Below are 17,302 nucleotides of genomic sequence, written 5' to 3'. Positions count from 1 at the left end.
CCTCCCGTGACGCATCTTCCGATGGACCGAGGAGCTCGATTTACGCTGTCTGCCATGAGGTAACCTGCAGGTGTTTCAGTTTTTTCAACAGATCCGTGACGTTCTCGCCAAGATGCCCCTCTCCCGCAAAATTGCGGTGGGCGCCCTCCTTTTTGTGGTCATCAGCCTCTTTGCCGGGATTATTCTCTGGAGCAACATGGTGGAGTACCGCTCCCTGTACCGCGGTCTCTCTCCGGAAGACGCCTCCCAGGTGGTGACCCGCCTCAAGGAACTCAAGATCCCCTACAAGCTGGAATCCGGTGGCTCCGGTATCTCCGTGCCCGCGGACAAGCTCTACGACCTGCGTCTCTCCATGGCCGCCGAGGGCCTGCCCAAGGGCTCCGGCGTGGGCTTTGAGATCTTCAACAAGACCGAGTTCGGCACCACCGAGTTTGTCCAGAAGCTGAACTTTCAGCGGGCCCTCCAGGGGGAGCTGGCCCGGACCATCCGGGAGATCGAGGAGGTGCGGGATGCCCGCGTCCTCATCGTTATGCCCAAGGATTCTGTTTTCGTGGAAGAGTCCAAACCCCCGTCGGCCTCCGTGCTTCTCAAGTTGCGCAAGACCCTGCCCCAGAGCCAGGTGGAGGCCATCGTGCACCTGGTGGCAAGCTCCGTGGAAGACCTCACCCCGGATCGGGTCACCGTGGTGGATTCCCGGGGCAAGATCCTCTCCAGCGGTACCCCCGAGGATGCAGACAAGCAGCTCCTCAATTCCCAGCTCTCCTACAAGCTTGCCTACGAGCGGAACGTGACCCAGCGCATCCAGAGTATGCTGGAGCGCATCGTGGGCCAGGGCAAGTGCATCGTGCGCGTTACCGTGGACATGGATTTTTCCCGGGTGGACGTGAGCGAAGAGCTCTTTGATCCGGACGGGCAGGTGGTGCGCAGCCGCCAGAACGTCGCTGAAAAGAGCGACAAGAGCAATGTCGGGCCGGACAAGATCTCCAGCGTCAACCCCCTGGCCGACCTGGATCCCAACCGAAAAACCGAGAGCAAGCAGCGCAACGACGACACGGTCAACTATGAAATCAGCCGTACCACCCGCCGCACCACCCGCCCCCTGGGCGAGGTGATGCGCATCTCCGTGGCCGCGGTTTTAGACGGTACCTACACCACGGAGATCGCCGAAGACGGCACCCGGAGCCGCAAGTACGTTCCCAGGAGCGCCGAAGAGATGAAGCTTTTTACCACCATCGTGCGCCAGGCCATGGGCTACAGCGCGGACCGGGAAGACCAGGTCTCGGTGGAGTCCATGCCTTTTACCATGGACGACGACTGGGAGCTGGAACAGCCCCCTGCCACCGGTGTGGACAAGCTGGTGGACGATTACGGCAAGCTGGGGCTCAACCTCCTGGCCATCCTCCTGGTCTTTCTCTTTGTGGTGCGGCCCCTGATCCGCACCCTGCGTGAGGTGAACCAGAAGGAGGAGGACGACATCTTCGATGAGGATGACGACGGAGTCACCGTCTCCATCGGTGGGGATGCCCAGGCAGAGGGTGTACTTCGGGACGGTACGCCCCAGGAGCGTGCCATGCGCCTGGTGCGTGAAGACGTGGATAAAGCGGCCAACATTATTAAAGGCTGGCTGGGGGAGGAGTAGGGACAATGCCTGCAGAAAACGCACAAAAAGGGGACAAGGCCATGACAGGCCCCATGAAGGCCGCCATTTTTCTTCTCTCGCTGGGGGAAGGCCGGGCCGCCGAGGTCTTCAAGAAATTAAACGACGCCGAGATCCGGCTGGTGGCCACCACCATGACCCAGATCCGGGAGATCCTGCCCGAAGACCTGGCTGCCGTGGCCAACGAGTTTATTGAGCTCTTCGAAGGGGACACCAAGCTGATGGTGGAGTCCGGGGACTTCCTCCGAAACGTCATCAAAAACACCCTGCCTGCGGACCGGGCCGAAGAGATCCTCAAAGAGATCGAGGCCCTGCAGCGGGACAAACCCTTTGGCTGGAGCCGGGACGTCAACGTGGCTTCCCTTTCCACGGCCCTGCTCCTGGAGCATCCCCAGACCATCGCCATGATCATGGCCCATCTGCCCCCGGACATTGCCGCAGATGTGCTGATCTCCTTTCCCGAGGATATGAAAGGGGACGTTGCCTTAAGGGTGGCCCGCATCGGGCAGATCCCCGAGGAGATCGTCCGGGACGTGGACGGCGCCCTCAAAGACGAGCTCAAGAACATGGTCAGCTCCGGCGGCAAAGTGGGCGGACTCCAGGTGCTGGTGGACATCATCGGCGGCGTGGACAAGGCAACCGAGGACACCGTCATGGAGATGATCGAGGAAGAGGACATGGAGATGGCCATGAACGTCCGGGACATGATGTTTGTCTTCGAAGACCTCGTGGGCGTGGACGATCGCGGCATGCGCGAGGTGCTCAAGCGGGTGGAGGGAGCTCAGCTCACCATTGCCCTGAAGACCGCCAGCGAAGACATGAAGAACAAGATCCTCGGCAACCTCTCTTCACGGGCCGCCGAGATGATCCTGGAAGATCTGGAGGTCATGGGGCCGGTGAAACTCTCCGAGGTGGAGGGGGCCCAGCAGGCCGTGGTCCAGGCGGCCAAGGACCTGGAGGCCGAGGGCACCATTACCCTGGCCGGAAAAGGCAAAGACGATATCCTGGTGTAACCCAGAAGGTGTCCGCAGCCGCGTTGGCGCAGGAACTGACACGCACCAGGCAGTGTGAGTTTGAATGGTTTGCCCGGGGTACCGGGCTGGTTGGGAGACGGTATGACGGAAAACGGGTTTCGCCCCCTGGTGGGGGTCTCCTCCGGAGCGTTTGAAACATCAACGGTACCCAGTGGGGAGAGTGGCGGAGGGGTGCAGAATTTCCACCGCCTGGAGTTCAAACAGGAAGAGCCCAACCCCGAAGGGGACGAGCCGGTGGAGACCGGAGAAGCCCCCTTTGCCCCCGAAGCGCCGGAGCCTCCCCCGGCCCCGGCCGCACCGACGCCCCCGCCTGCCCCTGAACCGCCCCCTGAGCCCGACACCGCCGATGTGGAAGCCGGTGATGAAGAGGCAGCCCCAGCTGCCGCCCCCGCCGAGGACTCCGGCCTTTTTGAGGTGGAGCGCCAGGCCTTTGAGATGGGCTTTGAGAAGGGCGAGCGCGAAGGCTTCAGCAAAGGCGAAGAGCGGGCCATGGAGATGCTGGTGCGCCTTGAAAACCTGATCCTGGGCTTTGAAGGTGCGTGGCGCAAGAGTTGTGAAAACCGGGAGGAGGAGATCGTCCGCCTGGCCCTGGTGGTGGCGGAAAAAGTGGCCCTGGCCAAGGCAGACCGGGACGATGAAATGGCAGCCCGCTCCCTGGTGGAAGCCCTGGCAGCCCTGGAGAATCCCGGGACCTGTACCGTGCGCGTGAATCCCGATGACTTTGATTCAGTGGAACGCCTGAGGGGCGACCTTTTTCAGCGTGTGGCCAACCTCCAGGAGATCACCATTCTCCCGGACGGGGTGGTGGACGAAGGCGAGGTGCGCCTGGAGAGCGATAACGGGTGGCTGGAAACCCACGCCAGAAAACGCCTGGATGAGGTCCTCTCCCGCGTGGGCGAAGCCGCGGGCATCTCCATGGGCGACCCCGGGGAGGTGTCGGGTGGCGTATGACCACGGGGTCTGGAAGATCATGGAAGAGGCGGCCCGCCAGACGCGTCTCTTTTCGTCGGAAGGCCGTGTAGAGCAGGTCCTGGGGCTCGTGGTGGAAGGCCGGGGCCTCAAGGCGGGCATCGGCAGCCTGGTTACCATCCTCACCGCTTCGGGTAGAGCCCTGGCAGGGGAGGTGGTGGGGTTCCGGGAAGGCCGCGTGGTGATCATGCCCTACGGCGATATCGCCGGGGTGTGCGAGGGCGACCGCATCCGCCTGTCTGAATCCGAGCCCGCCGCCAGCGTGGGAGACGGCTTTCTGGGCCGGGTGGTGGATGGCCTGGGCCACCCCATCGACGGCAAGGGGCCTTTGGGGCCCTGTGTGGATTACCCTCTCTACGGCAAACCCATCAACCCCATGGAACGACGGCCCGTGGAGGAGTTCCTGGACGTGGGGATCTCTGCCATCAACCTCATGACCCCGGTGGGACGGGGCCAGCGCGTGGCTATCATGGCCGGTTCCGGGGTGGGCAAGAGCGTGCTCATGGGCATGATGACACGCTACACCGAAGCCGAGGTGGTCATTATCGGTCTCATCGGCGAGCGCGGCCGGGAGGTCAAAGATTTTGTGGACAAGACCCTGGGCGAAGAGGGGCTGAAGCGGGCCGTGGTGGTGGCGGCAACCTCGGACAGCCCCCCGCTGGTGCGTATGCGCGGTGCCTACCAGGCCACAGCCCTGGCAGAGTACTTCCGGGACCAGGGCAAGGACGTGCTCCTGATCATCGACTCCATCACCCGTTTTGCCATGTCCTCACGGGACGTGGGGCTCTCCGCAGGCGAGGCCCCCACCAACCGCGGTTACACCTCCTCATTTTTCGTGAAGATCCCCATCCTGCTGGAGCGGGCCGGGGCCGTGGAGGGCAAGGGCTCCATCACCGGGTTCTACACCACCCTGGTGGAAGGGGACGACATGAACGACCCCGTGGGGGACACCGTGCGCTCCATCGTGGACGGCCACATCGTCCTCTCCAGGGACCTGGCCAACCGGGGCCATTACCCCGCCATCGAAGTACTGGGCAGCGTGAGCCGTGTGGCAAGCGACGTGGTGGGACCCGACCACCTGGCCCTGCGAAGCAGGCTCCAGGGACTGATGTCCACCTACCGTCAGTCCGAAGACATGATTGCCATCGGGGCCTATAACCAGGGCAGCAACGCCCAGATCGACGAGGCCATTGCCTTAAAGCCCAAGATCGACGACCTGCTTCGCCAGAACGTGGAGATGAAGTGCAGCTACGGCGTCTCCCTCAACCGGCTGAAGGCCCTTTTTATGGCGTAATGAGGGTAACCGGTTAGCTCCCGGCAGGGCCGCCGGAGGCACTATTTTTTTATGAAAAAATTTACATTCAAATTAGAGTCGGTGCTCTCCCTGCGCGAGCACAAGGAGCGCCTTGTGATGCAGGAGGTGGGGGCCCTCACCCAGGAGCTGGCCCGGGTCAAGGGGGAGATGACAGCCCTTGAGGAGGAGCGGGCCGAGGTGGAACAGAACCTGGCCCGGCGCATGGGCCACGGCATGAGCGGCGCCGAGCTTCAGGGGGTTCAGGCCTACATCAAGGGCATCGCCGTTCGGTGGCAGGAAGAGCTGGTTCTGTCCGAGAAGGTCCAGCGGTACCTGGACGCCAAGCGCAGTGAGCTGGCCAAGTGCGCGGTGGAGCGAAAGGCCATGGAAACCCTGAAAGAGAGACAGCGTGACGCGTTTTTCCGCGAACAGGACGAAGAGCAGCGCAAATTGGACGAAGAGACGGTACTGGTGCACCGGGCAGCCACGGCCCGGGGCCAGGAGTGAGGACGTGATGAAGGCAATGAGAGTTGTGATGGTGGGGATGCTGATTTTCTGGAGCCTGTGGGGTCCTGTGCTGGCAGCCGATTCACAGGACGGGGAAGCGCCCGAGGGCCAGGAAGCTGCCGCCCCTGTGGTGGAGACCCCGGAAATCCTCTTCCGGGGCCTGGAGGCCAAGCGCATTGCCCTGGAAGCCAGGGCAGAGGCCATTCGCCTGGAGGAGAAAAAGCTCAAAGAGCTCAAAACAGAGCTGGACGCTACCCGTGAAACCCTGGAGACCCTCCGCCGTCAGATCGAAACCAGCCTGAGCCGCCTGGAAGCCAAGGAGAAGGCGGTGAACGAAGCACAGCGCCTGGAGGAGGAGAAAAAGATCAAGCAGCTGGTCAAGCTCTACTCCAGCATGAAACCCAAACAGGCCGCAGCCATCGTGGACAGCATGGACATCGTCATTGCCGAGCGCCTCTTCATGAACCTCAAAGGGGACGTGGCAGGAAAGATCCTCGCCTATGTGGCAAAGGACAAGGCAGCGCGCATCAGCGAACGCCTCGCCGAAACGTTAGCCGACCTGCCGGAGGTGGAGTAGCACACCCATCGGTGAACTTCAGACAAACCAAACGCAAAAAGGCCGTGATTCCATGGGAATCACGGCCTTTTTTGGTTTGCCCGGCAAAGCCGGCACCCCGTCTGCTTGAAAGAGAGCAGAGATACCCCGTCCGAGGGGAAATCAATCCTAATCGCAAGGGCGTTTCTGGTAACGGAAGGGTCTGAAGGAAGCGATAGGGAGTGAACGGTACATAGCGCAAGCGAACCTGATACGGCTCGTGCAGTGGGTAAGCCTGCCAAATAAGGCAATGCCCGATACTCGGACAGACTGCAAGAGTGATTGAGGATGGGATCGTTCACAGGGACCGGAAATTAACCGGGGAAGCCCTGCAGAGTTCTAAAAAAAAAAAAAGATATCACCCGACAAGAGGAGACTCAAGGAGGGGGAGATGCTTTGCAGGGTGGCAGATGAGCCCGTAGTAGTGATGAAATCTCAGCCTGAGAAGCCCGGTAACGGAGTGGAGGAGAAAACAGAGATGATCAGCAGCATGGACTGTTGAGGCTGCCGGAAAGCCAAAAGCGCCGACAGTTGCGAAGGGGTGAAGTTTAATCGAAAGCTTTGGAAGCAGAACGTGAAGATGAGCGGAGAACAAGCCGCCTGACGAGGCGGGCAAGTGGTAATGAAGTCCCCCTGGGAACAGGGCTCTTTAAGCAAACTGCTCTCATCGGAGTAAGCGACGCAGATGGCTGTACATTGCCGAATACGGATAGAAAGCAGGCAGGCGTTGCCGAAGACTCGAAACGCATCACCGGAACGATCTGACAGAAGAAGCGAAGCAAGAGGAAGAGATGGGAAAACGAGTCTGGTACAGCCTTTACGATCGGCTTCTTCATCAAGAGGCACTTACAGGGGCATTCAAAAAGGTGAAATCGGCGAATGGAGCTCCCGGGATAGACGGGCAGTCCTGCAAAGATTTTGCCTTGGAACTGGACACAAATATCCAATCTCTTCTGATGGAACTAAAGGGGAAGAGCTACCTGCCGTCTCCTGTGAAGCGAGTCGAAATCGACAAACCGGATGGCGGCATCAGGAAAATCGGTATCCCTACGGTTCGTGACCGAGTGGTCCAACAGGCGTTAAAGACCATACTGGAACCCATCTTCGACCCGGGCTTCCATCCATCGAGCTATGGGTACCGTCCCAGTCGAGGTGCGCAGGATGCCATCGCCAAAGCAACGATGTTCATGCGCGATTACAACCTGAAATGGGTTGTGGATATGGATTTGAGTAAGTGTTTTGACACGTTAGACCACGACCTGATTGTTCAGGCAGTTCGAGAGAAAGTAGCAGATCGCAGTATCCTGAATTTGATTCGAATGTTCCTGACAGGTGGAGTGTTAACCTCCGGCGAACTGGAACCGACAACCGTCGGTAGTCCGCAGGGTGGCGTCATCAGTCCACTGTTAGCCAATATTTATCTGGATAAGTTTGATCAGTATATGAGGCGACGGGGGCATCGAATCACACGTTATGCAGATGATATTGTCATCTTCAAAGCGAGCAAGGCAGGGGCAGAAAGAGCACGGGAAGTGGCAACGGGCTATCTCGAGGTGAAGCTAAAGCTGACGGTTAACCAGAAGAAGACTCATATAACGAGTCTGTGGAAGGGAGTACCGTATCTCGGGGTGGTTATCGGTTCGAGGTACACCCAGGTGAAACCCGAACGGAAGAAGGCCTTTAAAGAAAAAGTCCGGAAGTGCACCCGACGCAACACCCCAGTGAATCTTGCGAAAGTCATTTATGATCTGAATCCTATTCTTAGGGGCTTTGCCAACTACTTTAAAGTGGCAAACTGCAAGGGATGGTTCAGGGAGATGATGGGGTGGATACGAAGACGTCTGCGAGCAATCCAGATGAAGTTATGGAAGAAACCTCGAAAGCTTCACCGCAGACTCAGGCAACTGGGCTACACCGGTGAGTTCGAGAACATCCGGATGAGTTCGTGGCGAAATGCGGCATGCCAACTGAGCCACTGGGCTATATCGAATAAGTGGCTTGAAAAACTCGGACTGTTCCAGATGGACAAGATAGAGACGGGAGTGCTTCCCCAGCCAATGCTGGGATAAGGTTGGACAGGAGCCGTGTACGAGGCCCGTACGCACGGTTCTGTGAGAGGGATGAAGCAGAGCTGATCACTCTGCTTCACCCTACTCGATTTTGTGGGTTTTGCATGCCTCCGGCGGCCCTGCCGAAGGCCATTGCGCGTTGCCCTGAGGAACGAAGGGCAACGCGCAATGGCAATCAGCTTTCGAGGTGGCTCACCTCGCCGCCGGAGGCCTGCTTTTCTTGCTCAACGTCACCTGTTCAGTGCGTATAGGTTTTGTCGATGGTTGAGATGTAGAGGATGTCGTTCTCTTTTTTGACGAACACATGGATCTGGAGGTCCCGGCAGCTTTTTTTGAAGCATTCGTCGAGCTGGATGACGGCGTTTTCGTCCGTCAGGAGGTTTTTGAGCCTCCCGGAATCCGGGAACTGGAGAAGGACCTTTTCCCCCGGGGCGTTTTCCACGTCCCCGCAGGGGATGACGTCGCCGGAGTCGGCCATGAGGCGCCCCAGCTCCTCTTCGCTGGCGTTGGCATAGATCTTTGCCATGAGGTAGTCCACGGCCCCCAGGCCGTAGAGGGGCAGCTCGCACAGGGCAATGATGAAGCCCCTGGGGCGTTTTCGGGAGATCTGGATCTCCTCGATGGTCTCTTTGCAGTAGGGCTGGCGGGTGAGGGTGTAGATTCCTTCGTCTTCTTCGAGCATGTAGACGGCGTTGATGCGCTGGCCTACCCCTTTGTCTCCGGTGCGGGTCTCCTCCACGCGCGGGGCCGACATGGTCAGGGCCGAGGCGCACCCCATGGCGAGAAGGAGACTTGAAAGCCAGATGAGGCCGATGGTTCTTTTCAGGTACATGGTGTTCTCCCGTTACGCTGGTGGCGGTTGGCTTCCAAACGGATCACTGGATAAGGGGGGTGAGCCCCCGGCGCGTCATGTTGGCCCTGGCCTTTTCCGACAGGGTGTAATTGAGCACTTCCCGGACCACCCCGGACGGCTGGCCCCGGGTCACCAGGGAGAAGGTCTGCGTGTAGGGGTAATCTTCGGAACCGGGCTCAAGGCCGTCGATGGTGAAGATTTTGACGTTGTCGTATTTGGCCACGACGCTGCGTGTGGCAAAGGAGAGGGCCCCGGGAATGTGGCTCACTGCCTCAACGGCCGACGAGGAGTGGGCCGCCTGGTAATCGAATTTCATCTGGGACGCGCCCATGGCCTGACGCACAAAGTTGACATAGGCCCCGGTCTCCTTGACCGGGGTGATGATGCGCACGGGCAGGTCCGGTCCCCCCACCTCATTCCAGTTGGGGATGTTGCCGCTGAAAAGGCGCCTTACCTCGGTGAGGGAGAGATCCCCCACCGGAATCTCCGTACAGGCAATGACCACCATGGGGTCCTTGCAGATGGGGATGGCCACGAGGCCCTGCTTTCGATCCTCCGGAGAGAGGGGCAGGGCCGAGGCGGCCAGCTCACAGAAGCCGTTTTTCAGTCGGTTGATGGACACCTGGGAGGAGAAGATATGGAGGGTGACATTGAGGCCGGTGGTCTGTTTGAAATCGTTGAGGACGGTTTTGCCGAAGGCCTCGGCAATCTGGGAGGAGCAGCTGGCGTTGACCATGCCCTGGGCGGACACCGAGGCAGGCAGAAGACATAACAGGACGATGAGTAAAACGAAAAGAGCGTTATTCCTGGGTGACATGGCATCTCTCCGAGTGGAAGGTTGACGATCTGTATATCGAAACATAAAGAGCTGTTCGGTTCCTGGTAATGCCGAAAACCACGATACGAATATGCTGCCCCGAGGTAAAGTGAAATATTTCAGGCCGGGCAGCCATGGGAGGGAATATGAGGTGTGTATCTTAAAATGAACGACGATCGCAACATAAAAATAGTGTTCGATAATTTTGTTGACAGGAAAAATGGGATGCCCGTATACTTTTTTTATAATGATATACGCTGTTTGATAATGTCGAACAATCGAGGGCCAACGGCTCACGTCCGGCCCCTGTTCCGTGGAACCGGAGAACTGGTTTCGATTCACCCGTTTGTGCGATGCAAGGGAGACTGCCATGGAGATTCGCGGAGGGATGGAGCTGGTGCGTGATGTCCTGGACAAGGGGCTGTGTGTGGATTGCGGTGGCTGCGTGGGGCTCTGTCCCTATTTTCGGAGCCATAAGGGGCGCGTGGCCATGCTTTTCGACTGCAACCTCGAGAAGGGGAGGTGCCATGCCCACTGCCCCAGGGCGGAAGTGGACCTGGACGCCGTAAGCAAAAAGCTTCCCGGGGGCCATTACACCGGTGAGCCCGCAGGCCGCTTTCTTCGCATGGTCAAGGCCCGTGCCGGAAAGAAGATGGCGGGCAGGGCGCCGTACCAGAACGGGGGGACCGTCTCTTCCCTTCTGGCCCTGGCCCTTGATACCGGTCTCATCGATGCCGCCGCCCTTACCGATCGCAAGGGGCTGATGCCCCGGCCCCGCGTGGTCACCGACGTGGCCGGAGTTCTGGCCTGTGCCTCCTCCAAGTACATGGCATCCCCCACGGTGGCGGCGGTTCACGAGGCTGTTGCCGAAGGGTTTCGGCGCATCGCCGTGGTGGGGACTCCTTGTCAGGTCACCTCGGTGGGACAGATGCGGTGCGACCCCCTGGACCGCTCTGAAACCGATCCAGTGGCCCTGACCATCGGCCTTTTCTGTACCTGGGCGCTGGACGCTCGCCTCTTTTCCGGCCTGATTCCCGACGGGGTAGCCCCTGAGTCCGTTACCGGCATGGACGTGCCCCCACCCCCTGCCTCGGTGTTTTCCCTTCACACCTCGAACGGTACCGTGAATCTTCCCCTGGAGACCATTCGTAAAGCCATCCCGGACGGCTGCCGGGTCTGTCCGGACATGACCGCAGAGTTCACCGATCTCTCCGTGGGAGCCATGGAAGGGGATACCTCCTGGAACCTTCTTATCTGCCGCACCGAGGTGGGGGATGCCCTGGTTGAAATGGCTGTCAGCAGGGGCTACCTCGACACCACGCCAGTGGACCCGGCTCAGGCAGACCGCCTCATGGAGGCCGCAGCAGTCAAAAAGGCCCGGGCCATGGAAAAGGCCCGTGACGAAGGAGGGCTCAACAGTGAGGAGGGGGCGTCGATGTTTCGCCTTGCCCCTGCCGTCGTGGACAAGATCATGGGCCGGGGGGCACCGACCCCAGGCGCCAGGGAGGAGCGATGAGCCATCTACATGAAGAGAGGCCGGGAACCCGCCGGCTCTGCATGGGAAACGAAGCCATTGTCCGTGGGGCCCTGGAGGCAGGGGTGGCCGTGGCCGCAGGCTACCCGGGAACCCCGTCGTCTGAGATCATCGAGACCCTTTCGGAGTCGGCTGAATCCGAAGGGCTCTATGTGGAGTGGTCGGTGAACGAGAAGGTGGCCCTGGAGGTGGCGTCTGCCGCCTCTTTTGCCGGGCTGCGGGCCCTGGCTGTGATGAAGCAGCCGGGCCTCAATGTGGCCTCAGACTACCTGCTTCATTTGTCGGGCTCCGGTACCCGGGGGGGCATGGTGCTGGTCTCCGCCGACGATCCCGGGGCGCTTTCCAGCGTCAACGAGGGGGAGACCCGGCCCTACGCCAAACTCATGGAGGTGCCTCTGCTGGAGCCGGGGGATGTCCAGGAGGCCAGGGAGATGACGGCCTGGGCCTTCGAGCTCTCCGAAACCCTTCGCAACGTGGTGCTGCTGCGGACCGTGACCCGGCTCTCCCATGCCAGCGGCACCGTGGTGATGGGAGATATGCAGGAGACAGAAAAGAGGGCGCGATTTACCCACGACGGGTTTATCATCGACCCCATGGAAGGGGTGGTGATGAGCCCGCCCGTGGAGTGGAAACACGGCCAGCAGCAGGAGAAACTCGAAAAGGCCCGGGTCCTTTTTGAAACCTCCCCCTTCAACACCTACGAAGGCCCGGAGAACCCGGAGCTGCTCATCATCACCAGTTCGGTCTGTGGTCTCTACAGCAGGGAGGCCGTGAGCCTTCTCAAAGCGGAAGAAAGGGTGGGGATCCTTAAGCTCGGCACCACCTGGCCCCTGCCCGAGGCCCTGGTGAAAAAACACCTGGCCTCTGCTGAAAAGGTCCTGGTGGTGGAAGAGGTGCTTCCGTTCCTGGAAGGGGAGATCAAGATCCTGGCCGCCGAGTCCGCAGGGGAGATCGGCGTTAAACAATTTTTTGGTAAAAAAGAGGGGAACCTCGCCTCCACCGGGGAGATGAACTCGGACCGCGTGGTAGGGGCCCTGTCCACCATCCTGGAGATTCCCTATGAAGGCCTGGAAGCAGCCTACGCCCAGCGGGCCACCGAGGTGTCCTTCATGGGTTCCCCCAACCGGGAGGCCACCTTTTGCCCGGGCTGTCCCCATCGCGCCTCCTTCTGGTCCATCAATACGGCCCTGTCCATGGACAACCGCAACGGCTTTGTCTGTGGAGACATCGGCTGCTACTCCATGGCCGTACTCCCGGCAGGGTTCTCGACCCTCAAGACCCTCCACGCCATGGGCTCCGGCACCGGGGTGGCAAGCGGGTTCGGCAAGCTCTCTCCCTTTGGCATGGACCAGCCCGTGCTCTCGGTCTGCGGGGACAGCACCTTTTTTCACTCCATTCTTCCCCCCCTTGCCAACGCCATCCACCACCAGGCCAACCTGACCCTCGTGGTCCTGGACAACAGCGGCACGGCCATGACAGGCTTCCAGCCCCATCCGGGCCTTGGCATCGATGCCATGGGAAGCCCCGCTCTCTCCATTGATATCCCCGCAGTGTGCAAAGCCATGGGAGCACGCGTCAGCGTGGCCGATTCCTTTGAGGTGGCCACCACCCGGGAGACCCTCTTTGACCTCATGGATCAGGAGGGCGTGGGCGTTCTGGTTCTCAAGCAGGCCTGCGCCCTGAGCCCTGAAAAAAAACGCACCAAAGCCTGGGAGATGAGCGTGGACGAGTCCGCATGTCTGGGAGAAACCTGCGGATGCAACCGCCTCTGCACCCGGGTCTTTGCCTGCCCAGGCCTTGTCTGGGACAAAGAAAAAGGCACAGCCCGCATCGATGAGGTGGTCTGCACCGGCTGTGGCGTCTGCGCGGATATATGCCCTGTGGGCGCCATCCGGAGGGATGTGGCAGAAAGCCTGTGAAAAAGCGTGCCTCCGGCGGCGAGGTGTGCCACCTCGAAAGCTGATTGCCTCTGCGCTTTGCCCTTCGTTCCTCAGGACAAAGCGCAGAGGCATTCGCCGCGGGCTGCGCCCGCCTCCAAAACCGGAGATTTTACTGGTATTATCACAAGGTTTGGAGGGGTGTGGCTACGGTTTCATTCCTTCATTCCAAGGCGGAGTTTTGGAATGTTAAGGATCCCTGATCCAGGGTGTTGCCCTTTGCCTTCGGTACTCAGCACGGGCGAAGCCCGTCAGGGAATGTGATGGGCCTGAGGAATGAAGGCGAAAGAGCATTCCCGAACCTGGGGTCCAGGGGTGGCGAAGCCACTTAGGCTAAAAATCCCCTGGCCGCCGGAGGCAGGCTTTTTTTGAACCTGTATTGCGGACAGAGGAGAGCATATGGATGGCAGAGGACTTCCCCATGATCCGTACAATTTGATTGTTGCGGGGGTGGGCGGGCAGGGCAACGTGATGACGTCGCGGACCATCGGCTCCATGCTGGCGGCCCAGGGTTTTTTTGTTACCATCGGGGAGACCTTCGGGGCGTCCCAGCGTGGGGGCTCGGTGATGAGTCACCTTCGTATTTCCGCCCGGTGCAGCTGGTCGCCGCAGATTCCGTTGGGCAAGGCGCACATGGTTGTTTCCATGGAGCCCTCCGAGGCGATTCGGGTGCTAAAGGATTTTGGGAACCGTCAGGTGAAGGTGATCACCAATACGCGTCCTTTTCTGCCGGTGGGGGTGATCTCCGGGCAGCTCAGTTACCCCTCGGATGGGGAGATCAGGGGCTGGATCCTGGAGATGACAGAGGCTGCCTGGTTTCTCAATGCCACGGAAGAAGCCGTTAAGATCGGAGCGCCGGTGCTGGGCAACGTCATCATGGCAGGTGCCCTGGCGGGTACCGGTGAACTTCCCCTGGCGCGGGAGCTGTTTGAAGGGGCTGCGGAAAAGCGGTTTGACGGGGAGACACTGGCTCAGAATCTCACAGCATTTGATGTGGGGGTCGCGGCCGTTTCCGGCTGAGCGTCCCCCCCACCAAGCTGTGAACGATAGGAGAATATGATGAAGAAACTCCCTGTGTGGGAGTACCCTTACCTAATACACAGTCCGTGCCAAGATGGGAAAATAATTTATGGAACCATGAGTAACGGGGCTTTTGGCCTTTTTGGGGACCTGAAGGGCAGGGATGGGAAAATGGATAAAAAGATCCGGGTGACTCCATTGGAGTCACCCGATGCCGCCGGGTGGATAAAAAAGTCTCACCAAGCGGTTTTTTTATGCGCATAGAATGATTGTTCGGCTTAACAACGCCTCAGGAGTGAGGCGCTCCAGGGCACAAGGGTGTTCGGGGGGGGGGTAACAGGCCGATGGACCAAACGATGATCAAAGCGCATTCGCAATCTGCTTTCAAGGCGGCACACCTTGTCGCCGGAGGCTTGTTTTTTGAATCCTGAAGGGTTCTATTGAGACAGGGCAATGGGGCGCCCCACCTGCACTTCGGCATAGCCCTTGCCAAAGGCCTTTCGGAATTGGTCCAGGCTCCAGTCGCAGCTGTCGTGGGGAGAGAGGCCCACGGTGGTGGCACCTGCTTTTTTGATGGTTTCGATGCCGCTTCGCACGTCGGCTTCGGTGAGGCCGTTCCACGGCATTCTGTCGGAGCCCACGTATTTCTGGATGTTCACTGGGCCTACCTTGATGCGTCCTCCGCGGATGGGGTAGTGGAGCCCGCCGATGACAGCAAAAACAGGGTGGGGAAAAAGGGCTTCACAGCGTTCGATGAGGCCCTCAATGGTGGGGTGGCCGCAGCCGATAATAAGGGCCATGCCCTTGCCCTTAACGTGGACGGCCAGGGCCTGTTCCAGGGTATAGCCCATGAAAAACAGGGACCGGCCCATGGGGCCCAGGGACCAGACACCCGGCGCGATCTCCCGGGGTTCGGTGACGGTGACGGGACGGCACCCCTCGGGCAGGTGACCGGTGAGGGGCTCCGGGGTGTAGACAGGGAGGTCGGCCATGGAAAAGGGCCCTTGGGAAAAAGAGAACCGTTTCTCCTTCTCTTCGGGGATGCCCCCCACGTGGTCCCGGTGGAGGTGGCTGAGGACCAGGGCGTCGAGGGTGTTTAAATCCACGCCGAGGGCTTCGGCATTGGCCAGCAGAGGAGAGGGGTGCTCCCCCTTTTCATTGGCGCCCACGTCCAGGAGGATCTTCGTGTCGCCAGCCGTGACGAGGTAGGAGACCCCGGCTTCGGTGGATAGGCCGGGCTCGGCTGCGTGGTAGTCCACCAGGGGCAGCACGGTGAGGGAGGAGACCCCATTGGAAGCGTCGAGCTTTGGTGCCCGATACGCGGCATTCTCCATCTGCTGCCGCTTGATGCCGCGGGCGAGCTTGATCTTGAGCAGGGCCAGGGGGGTAAGGAGGATCAGGGCGAGGATGATCATAACCGTGAGCATGAAGGTGAGCATGGGCGCCTCCGGGGCTGGTGTGGGGTTTAACAATGACGCGTAAGGTATACGTCCGTGGTAAAGCAGTTTGTTTTGTGATTATTCAGCTTCAAAAAACAGCCTCCGGCGGCGAGGTGGAGCCACCTCGAAAGCTGATTGCGCGTGCGCATTTTCCTTCGTTCCTCAGAAAAATGCGCACGCGCCTTCGGCCCGGGCTTCGCCCGATACGTAAGCTGGTGGATTGTACAAACTATCCCACAAACCTTGGAGGACCAGGATGCGTTATCGTAACCCGTTGATAATCAGTTTTAACCGGACTACTTCCAAGATGTTGGGAGATTTAAAAACCTGTTTGTCAAACTTTATAAAAGTTTGGCCCCCGGCAGGGCCGCCGGAGGCTTTTTGGCGCTGAATCGTTACCTCGTATTATTATATTTCTACGACCCGGTCTCTTTCGATCCCTTTGCGGCCCTCTTTGACGGTGGCCGCGGCGATGGCTGGGTCGTGTTCGAAAAAGAGGGTCCAGTTGCCGGCAACGGCGTGTTTAAGGACGTTCTCCTTTTCGGACATGATGAGCAGGGGCTGGTTGTCGTAGCCCATGTGCCAGGGGACCGGGATGTGGGCCGAGGTGGGGATCAGGTCGCCGCAGTAGAGAAGGGCGCCCTTCTCGTCGTGGATGAGGGGGAGCTGCTGGCCGCAGGTGTGGCCGTCGGAGAAGAGCAGGTCGATACCGTCGATGGGCAGGGTGTTGCCGTCCAGGACCGTGAGTTGCCCGCTTTTTTCCATGGGCGCCCAGTTGTCGGCAAAAAAGCTGGCCCGATCCCTCAAGGTGGGGTGCTTGGCCCAGTTGAGCTGGCGTTTCTGGGTGTAGTAGGTGGCGTTGGGAAAGGTAGGGACAGCCTTGCCGTCCTTGAGAAAGGTGGTGCCCCCTGCGTGGTCGAAGTGAAGGTGGGTGAGGATGACGTCGGTGATCTCCGCCGTGGAGAGGCCGAAGTCGCTCAGCGCTTGGTCCGGGCTGCGGGTGGACGTGACCCCGTAGATGGCAAGCTCTTTGTCACTGAACTTCGTGCCGCAGCCGGTGTCCACCAGGATGTTGCGGCCGTTGCCGCGAAGGAGCAGGGACCGCGCCTTGAGCGGGATGCGGTTTTTGTCGTCCGAGGCGATCTTTTTTTCCCAGAGGGGCTTGGGCACCACCCCGAACATGGCGCCTCCGTCCAGAAGAAAATCGCACATCTCCACCCCATGACACCTGTAACCACCGAATTCCATCGTTTGTCTCCCCGGTAAAAAAGAGTTGCTCCACATCACCTTCCGGTCCGTCCTGAAAAACCGTATCCTACTTGATTTAGCCTGTAAATAGCTGAATATGGGCCATAGATAATGTTACCTCAGGGGGGCTGAATGAGGAGCGTCGGCCGGCTGTGGAAGCAGAGTGTTGGATGGGTCTGAGGAGAATGGGGCGTGGCATGTGGCCATGGGGGACGTCAGGAAGGAAAAAATCCCGTAACTGTTCAGCTCTAAAAAACAGCCTCCGGCGGCAAGGTGCCACCTTGAAAGCTGACAGCAGATGTGATTTGCCCCTCGTTCCTCGGGTCAAA

Annotated in this window: 14 protein-coding genes; 10 read left to right on the top strand and 4 right to left on the bottom strand. The window is 59.8% G+C overall.

Annotation, left to right across the window (positions count from 1 at the left end):
• Positions 1–70: 70 nt before the first annotated feature.
• The 7 genes from fliF (at position 71) to ltrA (ending at position 8,125) form a co-directional block, all read left to right on the top strand.
• A complete protein-coding gene (fliF, locus tag ACOYW0_RS10175; protein ID WP_482418343.1) occupies positions 71–1,639 on the top strand; it encodes a flagellar basal-body MS-ring/collar protein FliF in 1,569 nt (522 codons plus the stop codon).
• Positions 1,640–1,644: 5 nt separating this feature from the next.
• Positions 1,645–2,670, top strand: a complete 1,026-nt coding sequence (gene fliG / locus ACOYW0_RS10170; RefSeq protein WP_482418342.1) for a flagellar motor switch protein FliG — start codon at positions 1,645–1,647, stop codon at positions 2,668–2,670.
• A gap of 102 nt (positions 2,671–2,772) precedes the next feature.
• On the top strand, positions 2,773–3,642 hold the full coding sequence (locus tag ACOYW0_RS10165; RefSeq protein WP_482418341.1) for a FliH/SctL family protein: 870 nt from the start codon (positions 2,773–2,775) through the stop codon (positions 3,640–3,642).
• Positions 3,632–4,954: a FliI/YscN family ATPase gene (locus ACOYW0_RS10160; protein WP_482418340.1), complete on the top strand. Its 1,323-nt coding sequence runs from the start codon at positions 3,632–3,634 to the stop codon at positions 4,952–4,954. Before ACOYW0_RS10165 ends, ACOYW0_RS10160 begins: the two co-directional genes overlap by 11 nt.
• 51 nt (positions 4,955–5,005) lie before the next feature.
• Positions 5,006–5,461: a flagellar export protein FliJ gene (fliJ, locus tag ACOYW0_RS10155; protein ID WP_482418339.1), complete on the top strand. Its 456-nt coding sequence runs from the start codon at positions 5,006–5,008 to the stop codon at positions 5,459–5,461.
• Positions 5,462–5,468: 7 nt separating this feature from the next.
• The gene (locus ACOYW0_RS10150) at positions 5,469–6,038 is read left to right on the top strand and encodes a MotE family protein (RefSeq protein ID WP_482418338.1); all 570 of its coding nucleotides are present in this window, start codon (positions 5,469–5,471) and stop codon (positions 6,036–6,038) included.
• 809 nt (positions 6,039–6,847) lie between these two features.
• Positions 6,848–8,125, top strand: a complete 1,278-nt coding sequence (gene ltrA, locus ACOYW0_RS10145) for a group II intron reverse transcriptase/maturase (protein ID WP_482417693.1) — start codon at positions 6,848–6,850, stop codon at positions 8,123–8,125.
• 238 nt (positions 8,126–8,363) lie between these two features.
• Here ltrA and ACOYW0_RS10140 read toward each other — a convergent pair whose 3' ends face one another.
• Both ACOYW0_RS10140 and ACOYW0_RS10135 read right to left on the bottom strand, forming a co-directional pair.
• On the bottom strand, positions 8,364–8,957 hold the full coding sequence (locus ACOYW0_RS10140; protein ID WP_482418337.1) for a hypothetical protein: 594 nt from the start codon (positions 8,955–8,957) through the stop codon (positions 8,364–8,366).
• A 43-nt stretch (positions 8,958–9,000) separates the two neighbouring features.
• Positions 9,001–9,795: a substrate-binding domain-containing protein gene (locus ACOYW0_RS10135; protein ID WP_482418336.1), complete on the bottom strand. Its 795-nt coding sequence runs from the start codon at positions 9,793–9,795 to the stop codon at positions 9,001–9,003.
• A 370-nt stretch (positions 9,796–10,165) separates the two neighbouring features.
• Between ACOYW0_RS10135 and ACOYW0_RS10130 the strand changes: the two genes are divergently transcribed.
• From ACOYW0_RS10130 to ACOYW0_RS10120, 3 genes are all read left to right on the top strand, one after another.
• Positions 10,166–11,311, top strand: coding sequence for a Coenzyme F420 hydrogenase/dehydrogenase, beta subunit C-terminal domain (locus ACOYW0_RS10130; RefSeq protein ID WP_482418335.1), 1,146 nt, complete (start codon positions 10,166–10,168; stop codon positions 11,309–11,311).
• The gene (locus ACOYW0_RS10125; RefSeq protein WP_482418334.1) at positions 11,308–13,248 is read left to right on the top strand and encodes a thiamine pyrophosphate-dependent enzyme; all 1,941 of its coding nucleotides are present in this window, start codon (positions 11,308–11,310) and stop codon (positions 13,246–13,248) included. The genes ACOYW0_RS10130 and ACOYW0_RS10125 overlap by 4 nt, the downstream gene beginning before the upstream one ends.
• Positions 13,249–13,665: 417 nt before the next feature.
• Positions 13,666–14,286: an indolepyruvate oxidoreductase subunit beta gene (locus ACOYW0_RS10120; protein ID WP_482418333.1), complete on the top strand. Its 621-nt coding sequence runs from the start codon at positions 13,666–13,668 to the stop codon at positions 14,284–14,286.
• A gap of 437 nt (positions 14,287–14,723) precedes the next feature.
• Here the strand turns inward: ACOYW0_RS10120 and ACOYW0_RS10115 are convergent, their stop codons facing one another.
• Entirely contained in the window at positions 14,724–15,725 is a 1,002-nt protein-coding gene (locus tag ACOYW0_RS10115; protein WP_482418332.1) for an MBL fold metallo-hydrolase, read from the bottom strand.
• Positions 15,726–16,133: 408 nt separating this feature from the next.
• Positions 16,134–16,973 carry an MBL fold metallo-hydrolase gene (locus ACOYW0_RS10110; protein WP_482418331.1) on the bottom strand — a complete coding sequence of 280 codons (840 nt, stop codon included), beginning with the start codon at positions 16,971–16,973 and terminating at the stop codon, positions 16,134–16,136.
• Positions 16,974–17,302: the final 329 nt, after the last annotated feature.

The organism is Desulfoluna sp. HI9BLuna (genome assembly GCF_056829775.1).
The sequence above is the reverse complement of the archived record's forward strand: the minus strand, read 5'-3'. Positions and strand labels throughout refer to the sequence as shown.

What these genes read in the sequence shown, in the direction of transcription:
- fliG (WP_482418342.1), top strand. Translation starts at nt 1,645, where the DNA reads ATGCCTGCAGAAAACGCACAAAAAGGGGACAAGGCCATGACAGGCCCC.
- ACOYW0_RS10165 (WP_482418341.1), top strand. Translation starts at nt 2,773, where the DNA reads ATGACGGAAAACGGGTTTCGCCCCCTGGTGGGGGTCTCCTCCGGAGCG.
- fliJ (WP_482418339.1), top strand. Translation starts at nt 5,006, where the DNA reads ATGAAAAAATTTACATTCAAATTAGAGTCGGTGCTCTCCCTGCGCGAG.
- ACOYW0_RS10150 (WP_482418338.1), top strand. Translation starts at nt 5,469, where the DNA reads ATGAAGGCAATGAGAGTTGTGATGGTGGGGATGCTGATTTTCTGGAGC.
- ltrA (WP_482417693.1), top strand. Translation starts at nt 6,848, where the DNA reads ATGGGAAAACGAGTCTGGTACAGCCTTTACGATCGGCTTCTTCATCAA.
- ACOYW0_RS10140 (WP_482418337.1), bottom strand. Translation starts at nt 8,957, where the DNA reads ATGTACCTGAAAAGAACCATCGGCCTCATCTGGCTTTCAAGTCTCCTT.
- ACOYW0_RS10135 (WP_482418336.1), bottom strand. Translation starts at nt 9,795, where the DNA reads ATGTCACCCAGGAATAACGCTCTTTTCGTTTTACTCATCGTCCTGTTA.
- ACOYW0_RS10130 (WP_482418335.1), top strand. Translation starts at nt 10,166, where the DNA reads ATGGAGATTCGCGGAGGGATGGAGCTGGTGCGTGATGTCCTGGACAAG.
- ACOYW0_RS10125 (WP_482418334.1), top strand. Translation starts at nt 11,308, where the DNA reads ATGAGCCATCTACATGAAGAGAGGCCGGGAACCCGCCGGCTCTGCATG.
- ACOYW0_RS10120 (WP_482418333.1), top strand. Translation starts at nt 13,666, where the DNA reads ATGGATGGCAGAGGACTTCCCCATGATCCGTACAATTTGATTGTTGCG.
- ACOYW0_RS10115 (WP_482418332.1), bottom strand. Translation starts at nt 15,725, where the DNA reads ATGCTCACCTTCATGCTCACGGTTATGATCATCCTCGCCCTGATCCTC.
- ACOYW0_RS10110 (WP_482418331.1), bottom strand. Translation starts at nt 16,973, where the DNA reads ATGGAATTCGGTGGTTACAGGTGTCATGGGGTGGAGATGTGCGATTTT.